The organism is Streptomyces sp. NPDC058157 (genome assembly GCF_042884105.1).
In the GTDB taxonomy this organism is placed as follows: Bacteria; Actinomycetota; Actinomycetes; order Streptomycetales; family Streptomycetaceae; genus Streptomyces.
On sequence record NZ_JBHVUQ010000050.1, the window covers coordinates 1 to 23008 of the forward strand.

Annotated in this window: 18 protein-coding genes and 1 pseudogene; 4 read left to right on the top strand and 15 right to left on the bottom strand. The window is 70.2% G+C overall.

Annotated features, from left to right (window positions below; translation table 11 throughout):
- Positions 1-1052: 1052 nt before the first annotated feature.
- Positions 1053-4409, bottom strand: coding sequence for a BTAD domain-containing putative transcriptional regulator (locus ACFVXK_RS15355; RefSeq protein ID WP_389612009.1), 3357 nt, complete (start codon positions 4407-4409; stop codon positions 1053-1055).
- Positions 4410-4735: 326 nt separating this feature from the next.
- On the opposite strand from ACFVXK_RS15355, the gene ACFVXK_RS15360 reads away from it, so the two are divergent.
- Positions 4736-5104, top strand: coding sequence for a nuclear transport factor 2 family protein (locus tag ACFVXK_RS15360; protein ID WP_389612010.1), 369 nt, complete (start codon positions 4736-4738; stop codon positions 5102-5104).
- Here the strand turns inward: ACFVXK_RS15360 and ACFVXK_RS15365 are convergent.
- The 11 genes and pseudogenes from ACFVXK_RS15365 to ACFVXK_RS15415 form a co-directional block, all read right to left on the bottom strand.
- Positions 5082-5267 (bottom strand): annotated as a pseudogene (locus ACFVXK_RS15365) (CorA family divalent cation transporter); the annotation flags it as partial. The gene ACFVXK_RS15360 and the pseudogene ACFVXK_RS15365 sit on opposite strands and share 23 nt — an antisense overlap.
- Positions 5268-5744: 477 nt before the next feature.
- Positions 5745-8762, bottom strand: a complete 3018-nt coding sequence (locus ACFVXK_RS15370; RefSeq protein WP_389612011.1) for an NB-ARC domain-containing protein — start codon at positions 8760-8762, stop codon at positions 5745-5747.
- 1272 nt (positions 8763-10034) lie between these two features.
- Positions 10035-11165 carry a hypothetical protein gene (locus tag ACFVXK_RS15375; RefSeq protein WP_125818015.1) on the bottom strand — a complete coding sequence of 377 codons (1131 nt, stop codon included), beginning with the start codon at positions 11163-11165 and terminating at the stop codon, positions 10035-10037.
- 1 nt (position 11166) lies between these two features.
- Positions 11167-11802: a DUF4365 domain-containing protein gene (locus ACFVXK_RS15380; protein WP_260618521.1), complete on the bottom strand. Its 636-nt coding sequence runs from the start codon at positions 11800-11802 to the stop codon at positions 11167-11169.
- Between the two features lie 68 nt (positions 11803-11870).
- Positions 11871-12905, bottom strand: a complete 1035-nt coding sequence (locus ACFVXK_RS15385) for a serine hydrolase domain-containing protein (RefSeq protein ID WP_389612012.1) — start codon at positions 12903-12905, stop codon at positions 11871-11873.
- Positions 12906-12993: 88 nt separating this feature from the next.
- Positions 12994-14091, bottom strand: a complete 1098-nt coding sequence (locus ACFVXK_RS15390) for a glycosyltransferase family 4 protein (protein ID WP_389612013.1) — start codon at positions 14089-14091, stop codon at positions 12994-12996.
- Positions 14088-14624 (bottom strand): deoxycytidine triphosphate deaminase, encoded by a 537-nt coding sequence (locus tag ACFVXK_RS15395; RefSeq protein ID WP_389612014.1) that lies wholly within the window; start codon positions 14622-14624, stop codon positions 14088-14090. Before ACFVXK_RS15395 ends, ACFVXK_RS15390 begins: the two co-directional genes overlap by 4 nt.
- Entirely contained in the window at positions 14621-15157 is a 537-nt protein-coding gene (gene dcd, locus ACFVXK_RS15400) for a dCTP deaminase (protein ID WP_389612015.1), read from the bottom strand. Before dcd ends, ACFVXK_RS15395 begins: the two co-directional genes overlap by 4 nt.
- A complete protein-coding gene (locus tag ACFVXK_RS15405; RefSeq protein ID WP_389612016.1) occupies positions 15154-16383 on the bottom strand; it encodes a metallophosphoesterase in 1230 nt (409 codons plus the stop codon). Before ACFVXK_RS15405 ends, dcd begins: the two co-directional genes overlap by 4 nt.
- The gene (locus tag ACFVXK_RS15410; RefSeq protein ID WP_389612017.1) at positions 16380-17705 is read right to left on the bottom strand and encodes a UDP-N-acetylglucosamine 1-carboxyvinyltransferase; all 1326 of its coding nucleotides are present in this window, start codon (positions 17703-17705) and stop codon (positions 16380-16382) included. The genes ACFVXK_RS15405 and ACFVXK_RS15410 overlap by 4 nt, the downstream gene beginning before the upstream one ends.
- A gap of 2 nt (positions 17706-17707) precedes the next feature.
- Positions 17708-18154, bottom strand: a complete 447-nt coding sequence (locus tag ACFVXK_RS15415) for an ATP-binding protein (RefSeq protein WP_389612018.1) — start codon at positions 18152-18154, stop codon at positions 17708-17710.
- A gap of 176 nt (positions 18155-18330) precedes the next feature.
- Between ACFVXK_RS15415 and ACFVXK_RS15420 the strand changes: the two genes are divergently transcribed.
- Genes ACFVXK_RS15420 through ACFVXK_RS15430 form a run of 3 tightly spaced genes read left to right on the top strand, consistent with a single transcriptional unit; the run spans position 18331 to position 20616 of the window.
- Positions 18331-19599 (top strand): helix-turn-helix domain-containing protein, encoded by a 1269-nt coding sequence (locus ACFVXK_RS15420; protein WP_389612019.1) that lies wholly within the window; start codon positions 18331-18333, stop codon positions 19597-19599.
- Complete coding sequence (locus ACFVXK_RS15425) at positions 19596-20150, top strand: flavoprotein (protein WP_389612020.1); 555 nt, start codon at positions 19596-19598, stop codon at positions 20148-20150. Before ACFVXK_RS15420 ends, ACFVXK_RS15425 begins: the two co-directional genes overlap by 4 nt.
- Before the next feature lie 52 nt (positions 20151-20202).
- Positions 20203-20616: an NUDIX hydrolase gene (locus ACFVXK_RS15430; protein WP_389612021.1), complete on the top strand. Its 414-nt coding sequence runs from the start codon at positions 20203-20205 to the stop codon at positions 20614-20616.
- A gap of 72 nt (positions 20617-20688) precedes the next feature.
- Here the strand turns inward: ACFVXK_RS15430 and ACFVXK_RS15435 are convergent, their stop codons facing one another.
- From ACFVXK_RS15435 to ACFVXK_RS15445, 3 genes are all read right to left on the bottom strand, one after another.
- Entirely contained in the window at positions 20689-21018 is a 330-nt protein-coding gene (locus tag ACFVXK_RS15435; RefSeq protein WP_327738258.1) for a plasmid mobilization protein, read from the bottom strand.
- Between the two features lie 437 nt (positions 21019-21455).
- Positions 21456-22319, bottom strand: a complete 864-nt coding sequence (locus ACFVXK_RS15440) for a DUF2637 domain-containing protein (RefSeq protein ID WP_389612023.1) — start codon at positions 22317-22319, stop codon at positions 21456-21458.
- 30 nt (positions 22320-22349) lie between these two features.
- On the bottom strand, positions 22350-23003 hold the full coding sequence (locus ACFVXK_RS15445) for an ATP-binding protein (protein WP_389612024.1): 654 nt from the start codon (positions 23001-23003) through the stop codon (positions 22350-22352).
- Positions 23004-23008: the final 5 nt, after the last annotated feature.

Below are 23008 nucleotides of genomic sequence, written 5' to 3' on the forward strand. Positions count from 1 at the left end.
CTCGGGGCCCCGGCCCCCGGCCCCCGGCCCCCGGCCCCCGGCCTCCGGCTCCGGCCTCCGGCTCCCGGCCCTCGGTCTCCGGCTCCGGCCCTCGGTTCCCGACTCCGCCACCCGGCCCTGGGTTCCCGACTCCGACCATCGGTCCCGGCTCTCGGCCCCGGCCTCTGGCCCGGCTCTCGGCTGCGGCCCTCGGCTCCGGCCTCCGGCTCCCGGCTCAGGCTCCCGGCTCAGGCTCCCGGCCATTGGCCCTTGGCCTGCGGCTCCCGGGCGTCGGTCCTATACCTCCGGCCCTCGGCTCCCGGCTCCGACCTTCGGCCTCCAGTCTTCGGCTTCCGGCTTCCGGCTTCCGGCTCTCCGCCCCCGCCCTCGGCCCCGGCTCGCGGTCCCGCCTCTCGGTCCCGTTTGCCGGCCCCCGGCCTCCGACTGACGGGCCCGGCTCTCAGCCTCCGGCTCGCGGTCCCGGCTGTTGGCTCTTGGGCCCCGTTGGCCTTCGGCTTCCGGCTCTCGGCCCTTTGCCCTCGGCCTCTGCCTCTTGACCTCAGGCTCTCGGCTCCCGGCCCTTTGCCCCCGGCCCTTTGCCCCCGGCTCTCGGCCTCCGGCCTCCGGCCTCCGACCTTCGGCTCCCGGCCCCAGTCGCCGGCTTCCGGCTTCCAGCTCTCGGCCCCCGGCCTTCGGCACCCGGCCCCCGGCCCCCGGCCCCCGGCCTTCGGCTACCTCCCCTCGGTCCCTCGGTCCCTCGGCCCCTGGCCCGGCTCTAGGCTTCCGGCCCCCGGCTTTTGCCCCCTCCGGCACCAGGGTGCAGGCTTCCGGCCTTCTGACCTCCAGGCCCGGATCCGGTACGACGGAGTACGACCTCCGGCCCCCAGCCCTCGGCCCCCGTTATGACCGGCACAGCCAACGGCCCTCGGCCGCCGGTACGACCGGCACAGCCAACGGCCCCCGGCCCCCGGCCCCGGCCCCGCACTACCCCGGCCCCGGCCCCGCGGCAGTCCGCGGCAGCCCGCGCGGGCCGACCACCCCGGCGCCGCCCGGCGCCCCCGCGCCGCAGGCGGTCAGCCCAGGGACATCGCGCCGGACACCGGGCCGCCCCCGGACAGCAGGCCCGCACCGGCCACCGGCCCCAGCAGACGCACCCCGGCCGCCGACTCCGACCCCACGGGCACCACGGGCACCGCCGGCACCACGGCCGCCCGTAGCGGGCCCACCGCGTCGAGCATCCGCTCCGCCTGGGCCAGTTCCGGCGCCATCCGCCGGTCACGGAACGCCCGCACCGCCGTCTCCAGCAGCTCCCGCGCCCGCGCCCGGTCCGCTGCGCCCCCCGAGGACAGCAGCCGCGCCAGGTCCAGCCGGACCAGCGCCGCCCCGGCGTGGTCCATGATCTGCTCGCGGACCGTCAGGGCCTGCGCGTAGAAGCCCCGGGCCGCCTCCCGGCGCCCCAGCTCGGCGTGCGCGTTCCCCAGGTCCCGCAGCAGGTGGCCCTCGCCGATCACGTCACCGTCGTCCCGGCACAACTCCAGGACCTCGATGAAGGTCCGCACCGCCCGCTCGTGCTCCCCCTGCCCCTGCTGCAGCTGGCCGGCCCGCCGCAGGGTCCGCGCCTGCCCGCCGGTGTACCCCACCGAACGGTAGATGCCCAGGGCCTCGTCCAGCCGGGACTGCGCCGCCGCGACCTGGCCCCGGCGCATCCAGATGTGCGCGCTCTGGGTCAGCACGATGGCCCGGCCCACCACGTCACCGACCTGGTCGAAATCCCGCAGCGCCCGGTCGTACAGGGTCAGCGCCCGCTCCTCGTCCCCCCGCATCCGCTCCAGCAGCGCCAGGTCCCGGTGGCAGAGCGCCAGCCCCTGCCGGTCCCCGACCTCCTGGAACAGGTCCAGCGCCGAGGCCAGCGCGGCCCGAGACTCCTCGTGCTGGCTGCGCCCCAGGTAGAGCACGCCCAGCGAACTCAGCAGGGCCGCCGTGCCCCGCGTGTTCCCCGCCGCGCGCACGCACTCCAGGGCCAGCTGGTGGGTCCGCTCCCAGTCGTCGAAGTACCCCTTGCCCTCGAACAGCGTGGCCAGCGTCGCCGTCAGGTCCCAGCACAGCTCGTCCATCCCGGCCCGCGCCGAATGCTCCACGGCCTGCACCAGGTTGGCGTGCTCGCTGTCCAGCCACTCCAGCGGATTCACCAGCAGCTCCGAGACGCAGCTCTCCGGCGGCACCCAGCGCGGGGCCGTGCCGTGCAGCACCGTGAAGTCGCCGCCGTAGATCCGCCGGTGCGCCTGCTCGGCCAGCGACAGCCAGCCGCCCAGCATCCGCTCCAACGCCGCCGTCTGCACGGCGTGTTCGTCGTTGAGGGCCAGCTGCTCCCGGGCGAACACCCGGATGATCTCGTGGAAGCGGTACCGGAAACCGCCGGTGGACTCCACGCCCACCACGTCCAGCATCTGCACGTCCACCAACGGCTCGAACAGGTCCGACGGGAAGGGCCGGTGGTCGTCGAGGAGCGCCCCGGCCAGCCAGCCCGGCAGGGTCGGACCCTGGGCGAGGCTCAGCAGCCGCAGCAGCCGCCGGTCCTCGCCCCCCAGCCCGTCGTGGGTCAGCGACAGGCTCGCCCGCATGGTCATCTCGCCGTGCGTCAACTCGTCCAGCCGGTAACGCTCGTTGGCCAGTCGCTGCACCATCGAGGCCAGGCTCCAGTGCGGCCGGGCCGCGAGTCGCGCCGCCACGATCCGCAGGGCCAGCGGCAGCCCCCCCACCGTGCGGATCAACGCCTCCGCGGCCACCCGCTCCCGCCCCAGCCGGTCCCCGCCGATCACCCGGCCCAGCAGCTCCAGGGCCCGCTCGGTGTCCATCACGTCCAGCTCGACGCGGTGCGCCCCCGGCAGTGCCGTGAGCCGGACCCGGCTGGTGACCAGAACGGCGCACCGGCTGCTGCCGGGAAGCAGGGGCCACACCTGGCTCTCGGAGGCGGCGTCGTCGAGGACCACCAGGACCCGGCGCCGGGCCAGCAGGGTGCGGTACATCTCGGCCCGCTCGTCCTGGGACTCGGGGATCACCGGGCCGGGGATGCCCAGGGCCCGCAGGAAGCGGCCGAGCACCTCCGCGGCGGTGGCCGGGGATCCCGTGGTGCCGCGCAGGTCGCAGTACAACTGGCCATCCGGAAAAGCGTGTTCACCGAGCCGGTGGCCCAGGTGGGTGGCCAGCGTGGACTTGCCGGTGCCGGGCTTGCCGACGATCACGGCCAGCCCCACGGCGCGCCGCCCGTCCTCCCCGAGCAGGATCCGCTCGACCGCCCCGAGCTGCTGCTCGTCCCCGACGAAGTCGGAGGTGTCGGCGGGCAGCTGCCGCGGCACCTCTTCGGCGGTGACCGCCGGCCCCACCGGGTCGGCGCCCCCGGATTCGGGCGCACCGGGGTCCGGCGCCGTCCCCTCGGCACCAGGCGGGCGGCCGACAGCACGCGACACGACCTCCGCCCCGCGCAAGCCCGTTCCCGCCAACCCGGCCCCGACCCCGGCCCCCGTTCCCGCCAACCCGGCCCCGACCCCGGCCCCCGTTCCCGCGGCCGCTCCCAGCCCTGACGCCCCGCCCCCCGGCCCCTCGTCCGCACCAGAACCGCCCGCTCCGCCCTCCGGACCCGGCGCGGGCGGCACCTCGCCGGAGAGGATCGCCGCCTCCAGCCCCCGGAGTTCACTGCCGGGCTCCAGGCCCAGCTCCTCCACGAGGAGTTCCCGCCCGACCCGGTAGGTCTCCAGTGCCTCGGCCTGCCGGCCCGACCGGTACAGGGCCAGCATCAGCTGCCCGCGCAGCCGCTCGCGGAGCGGCTCCTGGCGCACCAGGTTCTGGACCTCCGCGACCAGCTGGTGGTGGCGGCCGAGGTCGAGCTCCAGCTCGATGCGCGTCTCGGTGGCCGTCATCCGCTCCTCGTCGAGCTGCAGGGCCTTGCCCCGCAGGGTCTCGCTGGGGATCCCGCTGAGGCAGGCCCCCTCCCACAACTCCCCTCCCTGTCGCAGGAGTTCGGCGGCCATACCCAAACGTCCCTGCCGGGCGGCGACCCGGGCGTCGGCGACCCGCCGGGCGAACAGCACGGAGTCGACGAGTTCACCCTCGGTCTTGAGCACGTACCCGGGCGGACGCGTGGTGATGGCGGCGGCGACCCCCGCCTTGGTGAACAGCTTCCGCAGCCGCGAGACGCAGATCTGGACCTGGGTGCGGGCGGTGTCCGGGGGCTCGTCCTCCCAGATCAGGTCCACCAGGTAGTCGGTGCTGACGACGCGGTCGGCCTCCAGCAGGAGCGCGGCCAGGATGACCTCCTGCCGTCCCGGCGGTACGCGGACGGGGCCGGCCGCGCCGATGACCGAGAGGGGTCCGAGGATCCGGAAGGCCACCGGTTCGAGAGCGTGCTGTGCCCCGCCGGGCGAAACGGTCATGAGTCTCCCAGCTGGAGCCGCGCTTGTGAGGTGGTTGAGCGCCCGGCCAGTCTTGCGAACGTACGAGCTGTTGTCCATGGCGTGGAGATTTCGTGGCGATGAAGCGTCGTTGGCCGAAAATCGCCCTCCGGACCTCCGGCACCCGCAGCCCCGTCTCCGCAGGCCGGAGCCTTGCGCGGGGCCTTTCCGCACGCCAGGGGCGGTTCACTCAGGCCGCGTGATAGGGGCGCGATAGCGGCGAGTTGCGACCCTCCCGGAAGCTGTTCCCACCGCCCCGCACCGCTGGACCGCGACCGCGCGGAGCGGCCGCAGGAAAGGACCCCTCGATGGACAGCCGGTACACCGGACGGCGTGATCCGAGCCGTGTCGTCACCGATTCCGGGGTGGACCACGTACGCCTCGCCTACGACTACCTCGACGCGGGAGACCTCGACGGCTACGGCTCACTCCTGGACGCTGGCGCCCTCGACGCGGAACTGGAGGGCCCCCGCCCACCCGGAGCCCGCCACCTCATCACACGCATCGTCGCCGACGGGGACTGCGTGGTCGCCATGGGCAGACTGGCCCCCCAACACCACGACTTCGTAGACGTGTTCACCCTCTCCCCAGAAGGCATGCTCCGCACCTGCCGCCGCTACTACGCCGGCACACCGTTCCCTCTCTCGGGATTCGCTACAGCCAATCCCGCTTCTTGAAGATCACGTACAGACTCGTACACACCAAAGCCATCAGCAGAATCGCGAAGGGGTACCCGAAACTCCAGCTCAGCTCGGGCATGGCCTCGAAGTTCATGCCGTAGATCGTCCCGACCAGGGTGGGCGAGAAGAGGATGGCGGCCCACGAGGAGATCTTCTTGAAGTCGTCACCCTCACCCCGCTGACCTGCGGAAACCGTCTGCGCAGGCGCCCCGACCTGCGACGATCCGCCTTTCAGGCCCTTTCGCGGTGCTGCCCGTTTGTACGGCCGAACCTCCCCAGCCGCTCCCCAACGGGACTTTATTCTCCCCAGATTCTCCCCAGCGGAGAGTCTCGGAGACGACTCACCGCTGGCCAGTGGGCGACTGTGCACGGTGGGCTACGCCACATCGACTGGCCGTCTCCCCTTCTGCGTCCTGCTGGGGCCGCTCGGCCTGTCGGCGAGCCCGTTCCGGCTGCGCACCCGAGGGGGCGGCGCCCCGCGGACGCGACCTACACCGGGTCGTGCGACTCGTACTGGTCCGGCGGCGCCCGCCGCCCAGTGTGGTGGAGGCGTAGAACGCCCCCTCCCCGACGAGAGCCGAAGCTGTGCCTCGGATGGGGCTGTCGAGTAGCGGCTTCTCAGATCAATTTCATCGGTTCAATCAGAAAGGGCTGCAGTGGCTGTCATGGCAGCCACGGAGGCGATCAGCCGCCACCCGATCTCGTGCGCTGCGTTGAGCAGGGACTTGTCCGCCGCTTTGAGCGCTGCAAGGAGCGCCTTGATCTCGGTCCGGTCGCCACGATCGACGGCGCCCAGGAGGCGCAGAACCAGTAGCTTCAAAGGCTGGTCGGGCTCTCTGGCCAGACGTTCCCCATCGGGGTGGTTGATGATCTCCACCAGCTTCCGGAGCACAGGACGGGCGGCGATGTCGTTCTGGATGAAGGCCATGCCGACTTGCAAGCCGACGTTGTGTACGGCCGTCGCGATGGGCATGGGGTCCAGTTTCGAAGTTGTCGCGAAGGTGGCGAGCTTCGCGAGTTCCGCCTCAGTCCCAGCCCAGCATTTCTGGAACGCGAGAGCCTCCGCCAGCAGGGCGATGACATTGATCCGCAGCACCACGGGAAGCCGAGGGTCGTCCAACAGTGTCCGACAGCGTTGCTCGATCTCGTGGTCGGGCAGCTTCTTGTCGCTCAAGGCCTGTGTGATCCGCTCGATGTCGGCGAGGAACTCGGAGACAGCCGTGGTGGGGAGTCGTTCGGCAAGCGCTCGCAGGTCGGTGATCAGACGGGCAACCGGCTCGCCCGGCACCTCGCGATGTGTTGCAGTACGGAGCATGGCCAGGACGTTGGCGACCGCGTTGACCACATCGGCCGGACGGGATTCCGCGATCTGGAGCGCTAGCTCGCGGATGCGCTTCAGGTTCGGGACCAATTCGTCCAGTCGTGCACCCTGCTTCCTCATCAGATCAACGAGGGGCACCCGTGTCTTGAGTTCGAGCACGGGTGCCGGGACCGTGCGGGCCATGAGGATGGCCAACTCCGACTCGAAGCAGATCCGGGCTTCATCCAGGCTTCCCGTACGGAAGTGGGCCCCGCCGAGGTTGCCGTACAGGACGGCAAGATCGTCGGAGCTGATCCCGAGCCGAAGGGCGTGTCCGGCGAGGCTTTGTGCATGGGGAACCAGCTGGTGCATGCGGTGTTCGTCCTCGTTGTCGATGAACTCCGCGAGCCAGCCTTGGGTGTGAAAGGCAGCGCGGCTTAGGATCCGCTCCATGTCGCCGGAGCCTTCCAGCCGTCCTCGTACGACATGCTGCACGATCTCGTTGATGCTGATCGTCTCGTCGAGCTCGTGGTTGTGATCCGGCCCGTCCTGTCGATGCGGGGCGCCTGCACTGAGTGGTTCACCTCGCTGGACGAGGGACTCGCTCCGCAGGGCCCGGTGGATCTCCAACACGCTGAGCGAGTTCCCAGGCGACTCGACCATCACCATCGGCCCCTTCAGGCCACTGCGCAGGACGGACTCCTTCGATAGCACGGCCGCAGCGACCAGGAGCTGGAGCGGGATTTGGCGGGAGGCCATGTACGAGGCAGTGATGATCGACGCGAGCGCCGCGCTCGATGTGTCCTGCTCCCGCTCGTCCTTCGCAGCACGGCCGATCCGCTGCAGTGCCACCAGGATGGCCGCGACCAGCGTGCGAGGGTAATCGGGCGGGACTGACTGCTCGTCGTCCAGCGCTCGACCACGGATGATCTCCAGGTAGCGCGGTACCTCCGCGAGGCCGAGCCCACAGCCGGCCAGGTAACCACAGGCCAGCTCGATGGCCAGAGGCCAGTGCTCCAGGTTCCGCACCAGCTCGGTTGCCGCCTGCTCATGCGTCTCGCTCCATAGGACGTCGTCCGCGGACAGGCGCAGTCGGACCAATGAGACGGCCTCGTCGGTGGTGAGCTGTGCGACGTTCACCCGCCGTGGGTGGGTTGCCCAGCTACTCTGGTTGGTGGAAGTGATGATCACTTGGCCTCGTCCACTGGTGGGCAACCAAGGGAGGAGTCGGCGACGGTCCGATGCGTTGTCGACGACCATGAGCCATCGGCCTGGGAGCGCGCTCAGGAGGGAGCGCACCCTGTTCTGCAGGACCCCGGAGTCCATGCTCGCCTGCTCGTGCTGCGGCGCGAGCCAATCGTGCAAGATGCGGTAGGAGGCAACCAGAGCTGCATCGCTTTCCGCATCGAGCCAGAAGATCTGGTCGTACGAATCCGCAACGTCGTGGGCATACGCGGCAGCGGCACTGGTCTTCCCGATCCCGGACAGGCCCAGCACGGCACAACTTCGTACCACTCGGTCCTCGGGTGACTCAGTGAGCGCCCGGTGCATGCGCGCCAGCAGTTCAGGCCTGGGTAGATCCGGCTGCGAAGGGACGGGCCCGACCATGATGCCCCAGTCGAAGTTCCCCAAGTCGTGGGCGAGGTGAGTGGACTCTGTCAGCAGTTCGGAACGGAATTCATCCAGGGTCAGCACACCGTCGAACTCACCGCAGGCCCTTCGGAAGATCTCCGACACCAGGTGATTGGTCATGCGCCCTGCCGAACGCAGGCCGAGGCCGCTGCGCTGCTTCGAGCGAAACCTCCTGATACGCTCCCGCAGGTGTTCGCGCAGCTCATGAGGCTCGCGGGAATCAGGCACGATGCGAGCGCGACTCAACCGCAACAACTCGTCGTGGCTAAGGCTGTGCATGTTCTCTTCCTGTTTCGGGCTTCGCTCCAGAAGCGTGGCCAGCTTCAGTCGCAACTCCTCAGGATCGGTCAGGCCCAGGAGGCGGTTCAGGTGAACGGCCTTGGCATGCAATCTCATATTCGTGATCAAGCTGTAGGTCTTGGCCCTCGGCCTGGCCTTGATCATCCGCACGAGTACGGCAAAGGCGGCCGGGGCGGACAGCTCGGTGCCAGGGCCTCCTGATTTCACTTGTGCCGCCAGCACGGGGGAACGGCCGTCACCCACCAAATCGAAGTCGATCGCGTCTGTGTCGTGGACTGCCCCTCCGATGGTGCACGTTGGTTCGATTAGTGCGGCACGTACGCCCGGGCGCAGCCCTTCAGCGGTGGCCAGTAGCTCCTCCAACGTGACGAGATATTGGTACTGAAATCCGAAGGCAGCAGCCTGCCCCCCACGCTCCGCCATATCGGCTGCTCCTTCCCTAGCGGCAAGCCTTTGCTGGTCGTTCAAGGCTAAGCAGACCCGCTGACAACGCGGTTTGTCCTGTGAGGATCACGCGAGACGTGGGAGAGTCGGCTGCGATCATGCACACCCGGACGACTGTTGATCGTCCTCAAGGGCATGGTTTGGGGCACACCCTCGCGGTGGTGGTGAGGAAGAGGCACGAGCCGCCTGGAATGCCCGCGGTCGGGGCCTGGTTGGTATGTCGCCCTTGCATATGATTGCACCCGCTAGCGGATAGCTGGAGGGCGTCGGGGACGACATCCGCGCCGGCCGTATCTCAGGCCGAAGGCTGGGCCTTCCAAGAGCGGGCCAGAGACTCGTCCCACGCAGACTCGGCGTCGTAGTCGAAGGACGCTGCCCTGCAGCCCCGGTTGCGGGCAGGGTTGCAATGGACCCAGTTGTCTTCGCCGGGGCCCAGCTCAATGGGCTTCCGGCAGTTGCGACACTTTGACCGCTCGGTGACCGAGCTGATGCTCTCGGCCAACTCGTCGATGCGCTTGAGTAGCTCCCGCGCAGTCATCTCGGGGTCTTCTGTGGCAAAGAGGGCGACCAAGCGACGGGCATTCTGGACCGTGGACGCGTTCAAGGCGGTGACCCCTTGCTTTGGTCGGATGTCTGGCGTACCTATCCGATCTTGCCCGACATGGACTGAGCGTGTCCTGGCTACGAGAGATCCCTTGGGGTCAGGGGTGGACGACACGAGACCCACCCCTGACCCAAGAGGCAGGCAGGAGCACGCGTGCAAGAGGCCATGGCGCCCGGGTCAAGCGTCCCTATTGCGTCGCGTCGCAGCTCTCGCAGCGGCTCACAGCCGCTCGCTCGGGGTTGCCCTGGGTGGCGTGGAGAGGGTTGGAGGGCGCGAGACGGCGCCATGCCCCGGGGGACGGGACGGGGCGGGGACCCAGCCATAGCGGGGTGGCTGGATGTCGGCCGGGACGATGTGCGTGCAGCCGGGCAGGTGGGCCTTGCCGCTGGCGTGGATGATGATCGCAGCCGCCGGCCAGCCGTCCCATTCACTGGTGGGTGTGCTGCTGCGCGGTGTGCTGGGAGCGCAGTCTGCGCAGTTGTGCATTTCGTGGCGTTCGCAGTACTGCATCGCTCTCCCCGTCATGTCTGACAAGCAGCTTACTTGTCCCGACCGTGGCACCAGGCCGCTCCCCGGGGCTGCCGGGGCTGCCAGAGAAGGGACTGATAAGGCACGCCTCGTCAGTGTTCGGCAATAGGTGCGAGCGGCTACTGCCCCAGGGACGGATCTGGCCCGAAGTCGGCGACCTGCATGGTGGCGGATCCTCCGGGCGGGCAGTTGAGCACCCCACGGACACGTACGGGGGTTCCGGAGTCATGGCACCGCACTGCCTCGTGGTAGCCAGCGTCAGGGAGGTCCATCCAGACCGTGCGGCTGCGTCGCTGGATAAGGGCTTGGACGCCCACCTTGCCTGTCTCGTCGTCCGGATGTCGGTTCAGGTGGGTGACCAAGCCGAAGATCACGTTCTCGCGACTGTAGACGCTCGTCTTGAGCTGATCGGACACCCGTTCTACGATCGCGATGGCATCGTGGTTGAACTCGACTTCACGTGGAGTGCCGGGTGGAGCTGCCGCGACGCGGGACCAGTGGAAGGTAACGTCCAGTCTGTCGACCGCTTCGCTGTTCACAACCTTCGAGAGAGCTTGGCACAGCTCGTACGAGACGCCTTCTCCGATGGAATCCGTAATCTCGCTGGGAGTGGGGACCCGCTCGGCACCAGCCATTTCCTCCAGCACACCCAGGGCGCGTGACATGGTCGCGGTGACTCGTCGGTCGAAGAGCGTCTCCTCGACCTCGATGTCGATCTGTTGCTGTCCCCGCTCGTACACGTCCAGCGGCGACCGTGCTTGGCTGATGATGGGCACGATGTACGAGCCCTTGCGAGTCTGTCCGAGGCGGACGTCGCGGGCCTGTTCCCGGGCGCGCGTGGGAAAGTTCCGAAAGTGGCCCTGACGGCGGATGGTGGCCGCGGCCGATGCCACGCGAAGGCGCTTGGCGGACTGGAACAACTCGAAACCGGCGTCAAGGGGAATGGATCCGTCGCGGATGGTGGGGTGGGAGGCCCTGAGGTCCGTGACGTCGTGAAAGATGGATGCGATGGCGTCCTGCACGGTCCGCGTGTCTTCGGCGCTGACACGCGCCAGGTCTTCGACGAGCATACGTGCGCGCTTCCCGAAGTCTGGTGCGCCCGGTTTCATGGGAACGAGTACGACTTCCTCGGCGGGCCCCGGCAGGCGCCAGAGCTCGGCCACGTCACTGCCGGACACCGTGGACCAGCCGGTGACCTTGAGATAGCTGCGGATCTCGTCAGGTCCGAAGGGAAGCGTATCGGTAGCCATGTCAGTGCACCCCCGCGCTGCCGGAGAGAAGAATGCTGCGCGCCATGTCGAACATGCCGCGCATGGACTTCACCGAGAGCTGTTGCTCCTCCGGGAGGCTGATCGCGGTCGTGGCACGGCTGGCCACCGAGTGACGACCGTGCAAGCAGGCCCAATATCCGTGGCAGGCGAGCACGACGGAATCCGAGTGCTGGGTGACCCAGAGTTCGAGGTTGGGTGGCACCACCAAGAGCACCAGGTGCCCAGGTGCCGAGCGTTCCGTGCTGCGCAGCTTGTCGTACGTCTCGACATCTAGGTCGAAGCTGTACCCGCCTCGGATGACCCGTGGACTCTGCGTGCACTTGAGCTGAAAGTCGACCATTAGGCCGCGATCCCGGAGAGTGACGTCCACACCGTCTTTGTCGACGTTCCACTCCCCCACGGTGTAACCGCCTTGGGAAGCGAGTGCGTGTACGTACGCGCGGCTGATCTGTTCCTTCTGCCAGCTTGTCGCTTCGCCTGCCACGCGCCCTCCCCCTCGCTGCTTGATCGCGAGAATAGGCGCGGGTGAAGCATGTGGGAACAGGGCCTCAACGTCTCGATCGTTAGCAGGAGTCAGCGACGCTTCTTTTGCGCCACTTGTGTCCAGCAGGGCCACGAGTCCTCGTCCTTGAAGCCGCTTGTGGTCAATGACAGCGGCGGACTGCTTTGGGCCGCCCGGTAGCGTCAGGTAAATGACTCCTGGCGGAAGGCGTCACGGACATCGCTCAGCGGCTGGCGGTCGCGGGTGTAGTAGAGCTTGTTGGTCAGCAGTACTGCCCACCTTTCCTGGGCGGGGGAGACCCACATGCCGGTGCCAGTGAAGCCGTAGTGGACCCAGACGTCCTCGATGGGGTCGGTCCCGGGGGCTGGGTGCCAGAAGAGCCCACGGGCGGGGGTGAGGGCACCGGTCTGGAGGTGGAGGGAGTCCTTGATCCAGGTCGGGCCGAAGGCGGCCCGGGTGGGGGCGAGCATGTGGCGGAGGAAGAGGGCGAGGTCGTCGAGGACGGAGAAGGTGCCGGCGATGCCGCACACGCCACCGAGGAGGCGGGCGGAGAAGTCGTGGGCGGTGCCCTTGAGGTGGGTGCCGGTGGTGTCGTCGTACTCGGTGGGGGCGCAGCGGGCAGCTTCGGTGGCGGGGAGGGGGCCGAAGCGGGTGCGGGTCATGCCCAGGGGGTGCCAGACGCGGTCGGTGGCGAGTCGGTCCAGGGGGTGGCCCGACAGGCGCTCGGCGAGGTAGCCCAGGACGAGGGCGGCCCGGTCGGTGTACTCAACGGCCTCGCCCGGTGGGCGGTGGAGGGCTTCGTGGAGGACGCCGTCGCGGATGTCCTGGGGGTCGGTGCCGTAGAGGTTCTTCAGGTTGGCGCGCAGGGGCAGGCCCGCAGTGTGGGTCAGGAGGTGGTGGGCCGTGGCCCGGGTCAGGGGGTGGCCGGCTACCTCGTCCCAGAAGGTGCCCAGCGGGGCGTGGAGGTCGAGCTTGCCCTCTTCGACGAGCGTGCCGATCGCGGACCAGACGGCGAGGATCTTGGTGAGGCTTGCCACGTCGAAGACGGTGTCCAGCCGCATGGGCTCGTCGGGCCGGTCGGGGTCGAGGAGGCCGACGGCTCCGCTCGCGCGGACGCCGTCGGCGTCCCCGATCGCCCACACCGCGCCGGGGTAGACCTCCTTGCGCACGCCGGTCTTGAGGAGGTCTTCGATACGGGCGGTGGAGGGCGTGGTCATGGTCTCCCGATCGTCGTACGGCCGCGGGTGGTCCGCTGGCCAGCCTAGTGACGTGTCAGGGGTCGGCCCGACTGCGCCACGGGTGGTGTCAGGTGAGCCGTCGGCCGAGTTCGGTGATGGCCGAGGCGGTGGCGCTGAGGGGGAAGCGGGCGGCGTTGGTGCGGCCGGCCGCGCGGAGCAGTTCGAGCAGGCCCGGTGTGGTGCGGAGGCGGTTGAGGTCGTGGGCCGCGGTGGCGGGGGTGGTGAAGTCCGTGGCCATGCCGGTGCCGGCGAGTGCCTCGGTGAGGCCGGGGACGGGCTGGTAGAGGACGGGGAGGCCGCAGGCCTGGGCTTCGAGGGCGACGAGGCCCATGGCCTCCAGGGTGGTGGAGGGCACGGCCAGGACGTCGTGGTCGGCGAAGACCTTCCACAACTGCTGTCGGCGGAACCAGCCGAGGTAGCGGACGTGTACTCCGTGCTGGCGGATGACCGGTACGAGGTCCTGGAACTGGGACCGGGGCGCGGCGACGCTCAGCTCGATGGAGGGCGTGGCCGCGACGGCTTGGAGGAGGGGTTCGAGGCCCTTCTCGGAGCTCACGCGGCCTGCGAAGAGGACGCGCAGGTGGCTGGAGCGGCGTCGTGCGGGTCGGGGCGGTGGAGCGCTCAGGAGCTGGTCGGGGACGCCCCAGGGGATCTTCTCGATCTTGCGCCTGTCGGTCTTGGGGGCGAGCTTGAGCAGGCGGTCGGTCATCGCGTGGGTGGGGACGACGATCGAGTCGGCTGCGAGCGCGGCCTCGCGCAGGACGCGGAGCTGGGTGCTGTGGTTCTCGGCGTACAGGAGGTCGGTGCCGTGGACGAACGCGATGCGGGGGTGGCGGGGAAAGGCGCGCAGCAGGGCCGGGGTGGCGCCGAAGGCCAGGTGGTGGAGGTGCAGCACGCTGATCTGCTGCGGGTCGACGGCGGCCGTGAGGGCGTGACGGAGGCCGGTGACGTACCGGTTGAAGCGGTCGCCGCCGATGCACTTCCCGGTGGCGTGGAGGAGGTCGAGGCCGGCGGGCGTTCGGGGGCGGGGGCCGTCGGGGGCGAGCATGAAGGCGCGGGCGGGGACGGCGGGCCGCTCGCCGGTGTAGAGGTCGAGGAAGAGCTCGACGCTCCCGCCGGGGCTCGGGTAGGGCAGGTCGAGGGCGGTGGCGACGAGGCGGTTCACCGGCGTCCTCCGGGGTTCTCCTCGTAGAGGCGGGAGGTTTCGATGCCTTCGCTGGTGCGGTACTTGAGGCCGTGCTGCTGGTAGCTGGCCGGCGTGCCGTGGGTGCGGAGGAAGACGAGCTTTCCGAAGGTCATGCCGGGTCGGACGCGCACGGGGCGGGTGACCCTGATCTCCAGGGTCCAGCGGATGGCGTGGCCCTGGTGTCCGAGGGGCGCGGAGATGTGGACCCAGATGCCGAGGCAGCCGGTGGTCCGGTCGCCGTTGAGGAGCTGGGCGTAGGTCTCGGACCCGGTCCGCTCCAGGGTGTGGCCGAGGTAGAGGTTGCCGGGTTCGAGGACGTAGCCGTCGTCGGGGAGGGCGAGTTCGCGGAAGGCGGTGGGGGCGGCGGCGTCCAAGTCGCCCTGGCAGACGCGGAGGGTGCTGCCGAGGCGCCAGTCGTAGGCGTTGGGGGAGAGGCGGTCGGGTTCGTACGGGTCGATCGTGATGTGGCCCGCGTCGCGGGCGGCGGCGATGGCCGGTCCCGTAAGGATCACGGCGTCACCGCCGAGGGCGCGAGGTCGCGCCAGTAGGCGGAGGGCTGCGGCCCGGCGGACGCCTGGTACTTGCCGGAGTACAGGTCGATGGCGCCCTCCGAGACGAAGAACATGATCTGCCCGATCTTCATCCCGGCGTATACGCGGACGGGGCGGGTCGGAGTGAGCATCAGGGTCCACTGACCGTGGAAGCCGATGTCGCCGATGGGCGCGGTGATCTCGACGAAGAGTCCGAGCCGGCCGACGGAGGAGCGGCCGAAGAGCAGCGGGACGAAGCGGTCCGAGCCCACTTCCTCCACGGTGTGTCCGAGGTACAGCTCGCCCGGCTGCAAGGTGTGGCCGCCCTCGCCGACTTGGATGCGGTGGGTGGGGTTGGGGCGGTGGGAGTCGAGGACGTCCTCCGTGTAGGTCAGCAGGGTGGATCCGAGGCGGACGTTGTAGCTGTTCGGGTTGACCTGGGAGGAGGAGAAGGGGTCGATGCGCAGCCGCCCGTCGCGCGAGGCGGAGATGATCTCCGGACCGGTCAGGATCACTGGTCGTCTCCGTTCGTGAGGGTGCTCCGGATCGCCGAGCCCAGGCTCAGGCCGGTGGGACGGGCCCGGCCGCCCAGGCAGCTGTCGGCCAGGTAGTCGGTGGTCAGCACGCTCGTCAGCCCGGCCGGAAGCAGGTCGGGAGAAGTGACGAGGGGCCCGACCCGCTCGGTGAGGTGGGCGAGGAAGGCTTCGGTGTCGTGACGGTGGGCTGGTGCGATCCGGGCCTCGACCAGGGAGTTCGCGAACGGCTCGACGGTCAGCAGATCGCCGGTGGTCAGGATTTCGCCCAGGATCGTGGTGCGGAGGGCGGTCTCGTTCAGGACGACGGCGTCCCTGCCCAGGCCGCTCCGGAGCCGGTCGGCCAGGTCTTGGACCATGGCCCGGCGATCGAGCTGTTCGTTCCGGTACGGTTCCGCGATCCGGCCCAACGGCTCGGCCAGCTGTGCGTCGAACGCCGCGATCCGGTCCCGTAGGGAGGCCAGCTCGGGTGGCAGGACGGACGGGGTGGCGTCCGCGGTGTCGGAGAAGAGGGCGGTCCGGCCAGCCCAGCGGTCGGGCGTGTACGTGGCGACGGCGTAGCCGACGCCGAGCTCGCGGCCCTTCAGGACGAGGGTGCTGCCGATGCGTGCTGGGCCCGTGTGATCGCTGTGGCAGTGGCCCGCGAAGATCACGTCCAGGAAGGGGCAGGCATCGGCGAGCCCGAGGTCCTCCTCGAAGCCGGAGTGGCTGAGGAGCACCCAGGAGTCGACCTCGTGGTGGTGCGCCAGCATCAGCTCGCGCAGGGCCTTCACAGGCTCGACGGCCCGTTGCCCCGACCGTTGGGCGACCGGGATCGAGTCGAACGCCTGGAGCCCGATTACCCCGGTGAAGGCCGTGGATCGGCCCGCGACCTCCACGATGCGCAGGCGCGGGAAGAGCGGGGTTCCGGTCGAATCGTCGACTGCGTTCGCGCAGACGGTCCGCTGGTGGAGGGCGGGCTCGAAGTAGTGCGCCCAGCCGTGGTTTCCGGGGGCGATGACGTCGTACAGGCCGAGCAGGACGTCCCGTTCGAGAGTGCCCTTGCCGAGCCGGTAGTAGCCGGTGCCCTCGAAGAAGTCGCCGCAGTCCACGAGCAGGCTGTCCGACCGTGCCTCGTGGAGGTGGCCGAGGAAGGAGGCGCCGGCGCCCAGGGCTGAGTGCACGTCCGTGGTAGCGAGGATCTGCCGGATCGAACGGCCTGCGGTCACGGGGCGACCTCGCAGATGTCGGCGCCGAGCTGGAGCAGCTTGCCGGGCAGGTCGGCGTGGCCCCGGCGCAGCTGGGCAACCCCGCCGAGGGTGGTGATTCCGCGGGCGGTCAGGGCGGCCACCATGAGGGCGGAGCCGGTGCGGATGTCCGTGGCTTCGACACCGGCTCCGGTGAGGCGCTGCGGACCGGTCAGGCGGCACTCGGTGGGCGAGATCTCCTCGATGTCGGCCCCGAGCCTCGCCAGCTGGGGCAGGAGGTTGCCGTGACGGCCGGGGTTGATCGAGTCGGCGAACAGGTGGGTGCCGGGTCGCCCGAGGGCCAGGGCCAACAGCGGCGGTTCGAAGTCCGCGTCCAGGCCCCCAGGAGAAAGGGAGGCGATGGCCCGCAGCGGCCGGCCCGTCGGGCCGGCGTTGCTGCTGCCGTCGACGAGGAGTGCCTCGCCCCGTACCGATGTGGGGATGCCCAGTCGCTGGAGCGCCGCCTGGAACGGCACGAGGTCCCGGCCGTGGATGCCTTCGATCCGTGCTTTGCCGCCGGTGGCGGCGACGGCACAGGCGAGGGTTCCCGCCTCGACCTTGTCGCCCGGCACGCGCCAGGCCGGAATCTTGTCGGCGAGTGTGGGTGCCGGATCGAGGGCGAGGAGCCGGTCGCTCACCTTGGTCTGCCAACCCGCCGAGCGGAGGGCATCGAGCACGGTCAGGACTTCCGGCGAGAGGTTAGGGCGCCCCAGGCGCAACGCTCGGTCGGCGACGACCGCCCGCAGCACGGCGGCGATCGTCGCGCCGCGCGACCGGAAGGGCAGCGCGTGCGAGACCGTGCCGCCGCTGCCCTGCCCGCTGGCCTCGACGGCGTACCCGGCGTCCTGGACGGTGACGTGGTCGCCGAACGCCTCGTACACCTTGAAGTGCAGCTCCATGCCGCGCTGACCGATCCGGCAGCCGCCGGGCCACGGCAGCCGGGCAGTGCCCCGTAACGCGAGGAGGGCGGGCACCAGGTAGTACGAGGCCCGAATGGCCGAGGCGCGGGTAAGGTCGGGAACGGCGGGCGCGTTCTCGGGCGCCATGATCAACAGGTTGTCCGGCCGTGCGACCGCTCGTGCCACGTGCCAGCCGGTTCCCTGGAGGAGGGCAACCATCGCCTGGACATCAGCGCTGGCCGGAACGTTCTCCAGCTGGACGTTCCGACGTACGGCCGCCGCGGTCGCCAGCATGGGAAGGGCGGCGTTCTTGGAGCCGTCGACGGTGACGGAGCCGGCGAGTGGGCTGCCGGGGCGTACGGCTATCACTTCGGCGTTCGAGGCCGAAGCTCGGGTGAGTGCCACGATCAATTCCTTCGGTCGAGACGTTGGAGGAAGACGGAGGTTGTGGGGCGGGCTGGTCGGGCGGCGAGGTCGAATTCGGCCCAGCACGACTTGCCCGAGCCGTCTTCCTCGACGCCGTGCTCGTCGGCGAGAGCGGCGATGAGGAACAGACCCCGTCCGTGCTCGGAGTCCGGGTGGACGGCGCGCTCCCGGGGGACGGCCGCACTCTGGTCGCGGACCTCGAAACGCAGCCGGTCACCCCGCAGGCGAGCAGTGATCGATGCGGTCCCCGCACCTCCGTGCAGGACGGCGTTGGCCAGGAGCTCACCCGCCACGGTCTCCGCTCCGTGCAGTTCGCCGGTGACCGCGCCTCGGCGCCAGCCATTGACCTCGTCCATCACGGTGCGTCGGGCGCGGGCGGCGCCTTCCGGCGTACCCGTCACCGGCAGGGTGACCTCGTGCACTTCCATGGGCGGCCTCCTCGAGGGGTGCGGTTCCACCAGGCAACCGGTCCGGGGGCGCTGCCCGCGACGCCGTGGGCAGGGCGTGCATCGTCCATGCAGGTTCTGCATGGCGGGCAATTTCCCTACCGATAGGCTCGGTTGAGCAGGCAGGATCGGTCTCGGCAGAAGGGGCCGTGGCGCAGATGGCCGACACACAGGGCGAGGCGCACCGCATCGGTGTGCTGATTCGCCGGGCAAGGGTCTTACAGAGCCGCTCACAAGCGGACGTGGCCGCTGAACTGGGTTACCACCAGTCGAAGATCAGCCGCCTGGAGGGCGGACGCGGAACCGACGACATCCGGGTCCTCCGCGACGTCGCCCGGGTACTGCGGATCCCGCCGGTCCAGCTAGGGCTCGCTGACGCCGGCCCGGAAGCAGAGCCCCACGATCCGGAGACAGACGACATGCGCCGCCGTACCTTCCTCGCCGCGGGCGTCACTGCGCTGGCCGCCCCCGTGCCCGCCGCGCACCCGGCGCTGGTCCAGGCCCTCCTGCCCGGCGTCCTCGCAGCCCCGACGACGGAGCCCGCCTCCACGGATCGGCTCCGCCTACGAGCCACCTCCATCCGCAGGCTGCTGACCACGTGCGACTACGCAGAACTCGAGCGCACGCTTCCCGGCCTGATCACTGATCTGCGTCATGCCCTCGGCAGCTCGTCGCGGCCCGAGGAGGTGTCCCGCTTCCTCGCCACGGCCTACCAGAGCTCGGCCAGCCTCTTCCTCAAGCAGGGAGACGCGGGAACGGCCTGGCTGGCCGTCGGCCGCGCCATGGCGGAGGCCGAACGCTTCGGTGACCCCCTCGTCGTCGCCGCCAGTGTCCGGCTCCACGCGCACGTCCTCGTCCGTGAGAAGCACCCCGGACAAGCCGTCACGCTGATCCGGCACACCGCTTCCCAGCTCACCGGCTCGTACGACCGTCGCTCCCCGCACCACCTCGCCGTCCTCGGGCTGCTCCTGCTGCGCGGAGCCACGGCCGCGAGCCGCGCGGACGACCGTGCCGCCACAGCGGAGTTCCTCGCCGAAGCGGAGGAGGTGGCCCGGTACGTCGCCCTCGACCGCCCGGACGCCTGGGCCAACTTCAGCCCGACGAACGTCACCCTGCACCGGATCAGCGCGGCGGTCTCCTTCGGCGACGCGGGCATCGCCCTCGACGCGGCCCGCCCGCTCATGCACCGCCACATCCCGGTCCCCGAGCGCCGTGCCGCACTCTGGATCGAGGCCGCCCGCGCCTACGCCCAGCAGGGCCGCTTGGCCGACGGCTACCAGGCCCTGCGGATCGCCGAGACCTGCGCCGCCCAGGACGTACGCCGTCCCGCCGTCCGCGAGCTGGTCGCCGACATGGCCGCGCTGGACCGTCGACGTACGCTGCCGGAGCTCCACCACTTCAGCCGCCGACTGGGAGTACCCGCGTGACCGAGCCGCAGTCCAAGCCCTTCCTGTACGTCGTCGTGTGCGCCGCCGGGATCGCCGGCGACGTCGGCAGACTCATCACCGCAGCGCAGGAACGGGGCTGGGAGGTCGGGGTGATCGCCACGCCGCAGGGTGTCGAGTTCCTCGACACCCTGGCGGTCGAGGAGCAGACCGGGTACCCGGTCAGGTCCGCCTGGCGTTCGCCCGGCGAGGCGCGGACCTACCCGCGGGCCGATGCCATCGCGGTCGCGCCGGCCACGTTCAACACGGTCAACAAATGGGCCGCGGGCTTCGCCGACAACCTGGCGCTCGGCATCCTCTGCGAAGCCCCCGGCATGGGCATTCCCACGGTCCTGCTGCCCTACGTGAACACCGCGCTCGCCGCCCACCGGGCCTACCGGCGCAGCATCGACGAGCTCCGGGAGATGGGCGTGCTGATCGGCAGCTACGAGCCCCACCGTCCGAAGTCCGGCGGCGGGGCCGACCGCTTCCCCTGGGAGGAGGCGGTCGCTCTGCTCGCGCCGCTCCTCCATGCCGGGGGCGAGCCGCAGTGACGTGCCGGTATCGCCCCTCGGGGCAGCCAGCCCACCCGATCTGAGGAGCAACGTGGAGCAGCAGAACGCTGAGGGCCGACCGGCCATCGCGGCGGCCGTCGTGGTGCACGAGGGCCGCGTTCTCATGGTGCGGCGCCGATTCAGCGAGGGGCGGCTGTCCTGGCAGTTCCCCGCCGGTGAGGTCGAGCCGGGCGAAGCCCCGGAGGAGGCCGCCGTACGCGAGACCTTGGAGGAGACCGGCCTCGCCGTGAGGGCGCTGAAACCGCTGGGGGAACGGGTCCACCCTGACACCGGCCGCTTGATGTCGTACACCGCCTGCGAGGTGGCCGGCGGCCACGCGCACATCGCGGACACCGACGAGCTGGCCGAACTCGCGTGGGTGGCCCGCGCCGACATCTCTGAGTACGTCCCGTATCGCCTGTTCGAGCCGGTGCAAGAACACCTCGACCTCGTCCTGGATCATTGACGCGGATCGACCGTGCGTATGGGGACAACACGCGGGGGAGGGTGGATCTCGGGGATCTCGGTGAGGCAGGTACTAGCCGTGTTCGAGGAGCTGGTCGGTGGCGTCCTGGACGCGCGCGGAGGCCTGGCGGACCGAGTCGAGCACGGCGTCGAGTTGGATGTCGGTCGGTCGGCCGCCGGAGTTGACGGCGCGGGTCAGCTGGTTGAGGTTGTTGCCGATCTGACCGAGGTGCCTGCGGGCAGTGAACAGTTCGATGACGGTCTCGCGACGTCCGGCGATGGCCGCGGCGCTGGTGTGAGGGTCGTGGGCCGCGTTGAGGGCGGCTTTGGCGAAGAAGCCGGCGACGGTCACGCCGACAGCTTTGGCGGCGGTCGCGACGAGCGCGTGCTCGGCGTCGTTCATACGGACGCTGCACACTTTGGAGCGTCGGCTGTGCTTGCGGGTGCGGCGTCGTGTGCGGGGCTCTGGAGGGGTAGCGGAGGTGTTCGGGGCTTCGCACGGAGGCTGTTGATCTTCTCCCGGCTGCGCCCGCGCTGCGGTCGCAGCCTCCTCGTCAGGCGTCCCCCGGCGCTGGACGAGGCTCCGTCCCTCTGGGGCGGAGAGCCCTTTGGACACTCCGCCGATGGTGGAGTGTCCAAAGGGATAACTTGCTCCGTCTCGGGCTTGGGTAGGGGCCGCCTGTCGGTGGTCGTGGGCATTTGCGGCAGTGGGGTGTTCGTGCAAAAGCGTGTCTCCTGTTGGTCGGGCTGGAACGGCTTCTGTGCTGCGGGGATGGGGCGTACGAACGCCAGCTTTCTCCGCGATGGATGCGTGGGGGCAGCGTGACTTTCGGGCGGGGCCTACGCGGCGTCCGCTTGGCCCCTGTCGAGTTCGGACTGGACCTGCCGTGTGATCTTGTCCCGGCGATCCCTGCCGAGGGAGAGGCCGCGGGAGCGGACAGCCGTCTCGATGTGGCGGCTTGACGCGCGTCCATCGCGTCCGAGCGGGGCGGTGAGGGCTATGGCGAAGAGTTCGTCGTCGGTGGCGGCGGGCTTGCGACCAGTGCGCTTCTTCGGCGAGGCGTGGGCTTCCGCCACTTGATCGGTCTCTTCCGCCACATCGCCTGATGTGTCCTGTACGGCGTCAGCCGGACTGGGGCGGTCACCCTCGCGGACCTCGGGTCGTTCTGGGTCCGGGACCTGCGGTATAGCGGAGTGGGCGCGGGGACGGTCCAGGTCCGCGGGATGTGTTGAGGGTTCCCCTGTAGGACGGCGACTGTGGCGGGACTCCTCGGCAGCGACGTGGCGGTGGATCTGCCGCATGAGGACGCCGAAGGCGAAGAGCGCGGCTGCTGGAGGGACGGCGGCGACGACGTAGTCGAGTGTCGGGGCCGGGACGCCGTCGGACCTGCTGACGCCAGCGACGTTCAGGGCGATCGAGCCCAGCGATCCAGCAGCGGTGAGGGCGATCGCCCACCCGTCGGATTCCCGGCGGAGGCTGGCGCGGAGCATGAGCACTTCGCCTGCGACGATGAAGGCATCGAGTGTGGCGGGCCATGCCCATTGGCGGGTGGGGGAAGTTCCGAGGCCGTGCCGCCCTGCGACTTCGGTCAGGTGGGCGTAGGAGAGCCAGAAGCCTGCGGCGGTGAGGGCGACGATGACGCAGCCTGCGACGGCGAGGGCGTACCGCTCGGCCGTCTGCGTGCGGTGGGAGGTGGCGGTCAAGCGGGTGGTGCTCCAAAGGGGTGGGCGCGTTCAAGCGGCGGGGGAGGTGCGGCGGCGGTCAGGCCCGCCAAGGATGACCCGGTGGGTCATCTCGGAGAGGCGGGAGGCGACGCGGTCACCGAGGGTGGTGCGGAGATCGTCGATGGGGAGGTTGGTCGTGAGAAGGGTGGGGCGCAGGTACTCGTACCGGTGGTTGATCAGCCGGTAGGTCAGCTCCTCCGTCCACTCGCTGCCCTTGGCGGCGCCGAGGTCGTCCAGGACCAGCAGCGGGCATCGGGCCAGGGTGTGCAGTTCACGCTCGGCGTCGAGTCCTGGTCGCGGCCTCAGGCGGGCGTACAGGTCGGCGGCGGTGACGGCTTCCCAGCGCAGGCGGACGCCGGCCGCGAGCAGGCTGCGGACGGCCCCGTAGGCCTGGTGGATCTTGCCGGTGCCGGTCGGGCCGACGATCAGCAGCGACGGGCCCTCTGCGATGCCCCGTGTGCCGGACGGGCCGGGGCGCCCGGCACGCGCGATCTCGTCCACCCAGGCGGCGACCTGGGGGTGATCGGCGTGGGCCTGCCGGTAGCGCGGGGGGATGCGGGCGTCGGCCAGTTGCAGGGAGGCGACCGGTTGGGGCGCTGGCTCCGGTTCGGTCGAGTCCATGACGGACGGGTCCATGCCCCGGCGGAGCAGGATCCCCGCCATCGCCC

Bases quoted from the DNA above. Each gene is read 5' to 3' on its own strand.
- ACFVXK_RS15435 (WP_327738258.1), bottom strand. From the start codon at position 21,018: ATGAACGACGCCGAGCACGCGCTCGTCGCGACCGCCGCCAAAGCTGTC.
- ACFVXK_RS15370 (WP_389612011.1), bottom strand. From the start codon at position 8,762: ATGGCGGAGCGTGGGGGGCAGGCTGCTGCCTTCGGATTTCAGTACCAA.
- ACFVXK_RS15415 (WP_389612018.1), bottom strand. From the start codon at position 18,154: ATGGAAGTGCACGAGGTCACCCTGCCGGTGACGGGTACGCCGGAAGGC.
- ACFVXK_RS15420 (WP_389612019.1), top strand. From the start codon at position 18,331: ATGGCCGACACACAGGGCGAGGCGCACCGCATCGGTGTGCTGATTCGC.
- ACFVXK_RS15375 (WP_125818015.1), bottom strand. From the start codon at position 11,165: ATGGCTACCGATACGCTTCCCTTCGGACCTGACGAGATCCGCAGCTAT.
- ACFVXK_RS15385 (WP_389612012.1), bottom strand. From the start codon at position 12,905: ATGACCACGCCCTCCACCGCCCGTATCGAAGACCTCCTCAAGACCGGC.
- ACFVXK_RS15355 (WP_389612009.1), bottom strand. From the start codon at position 4,409: ATGACCGTTTCGCCCGGCGGGGCACAGCACGCTCTCGAACCGGTGGCC.
- ACFVXK_RS15445 (WP_389612024.1), bottom strand. From the start codon at position 23,003: ATGGCGGGGATCCTGCTCCGCCGGGGCATGGACCCGTCCGTCATGGAC.
- ACFVXK_RS15360 (WP_389612010.1), top strand. From the start codon at position 4,736: ATGGACAGCCGGTACACCGGACGGCGTGATCCGAGCCGTGTCGTCACC.